1 pseudogene is annotated in these 727 nt (G+C 37.4%); it reads right to left on the reverse strand.

The features are described from left to right. A pseudogene (locus ACFINF_RS09440) lies at positions 1-314 on the reverse strand (ShlB/FhaC/HecB family hemolysin secretion/activation protein); the annotation flags it as partial. Positions 315-727 lie beyond the last annotated feature (413 nt).

Here is a 727-nt window from a genome sequence, read left to right on the forward strand (position 1 = left end):
TCAACAACAACAGCATGAATTGGAAAACATTGCTTCCCACCCAAAAGCATTTCTGGATTTTGCTCTGAAGGCGTCTTGATCCTTTTAGGCGTTAAAGACCGTAATTTCTCAATTCTTTCTAATTGCTGCTTCTCAGATTGTTGGCGAGAAAAATTATCTGTTGGGGAATGAAAAATAGCTGAGGAGCGCGCATAAACATTTACACCTGTAAACAAGCCAAAGAAAACAACAATGGCACGAAAAATTCTCAAAAGAGAACTTTGGCGTAAAAATACAGAAAACAATACAGATTGCCCCCGCTTTGCACTATTCATGAAGCACTCTTTAAAAGAACTTCATGGAACCTCTAACAAGTCCACTCAAAACAGCCACTGCCCTATGACGCTTTTAACAAAAGCACATGCCTCTGTAACCAAAGAAAAGTGACACCCAAAAACCACTTTATTTTAACTGCTGAAGATCTCTCCCCCACATTTATATAAAGAAGCCTCTAAACAAAACTGTTTAGCCCGTCAATGGTTAATACATCAATATCCCCAGTTTAATGCTACAATATATTTATCAATAATTAGAGATAAATTCACTCTCCAGCTCCTCTAAGCCACTCAACACGCATATAAACGAGACATCATGCGATCAAGAACATCCTGTCGTCAAAAACCATCATAGAAAACAATAAAGAAACCTCTTTTAAAACTTTCTACTCAAATAGGCAAAACTCTCTGTA

Origin of the sequence: Bartonella sp. TS25HLJMH, from assembly GCF_042193505.1 — a bacterium.
Classification (GTDB): Bacteria; Pseudomonadota; Alphaproteobacteria; order Rhizobiales; family Rhizobiaceae; genus Bartonella; species Bartonella grahamii.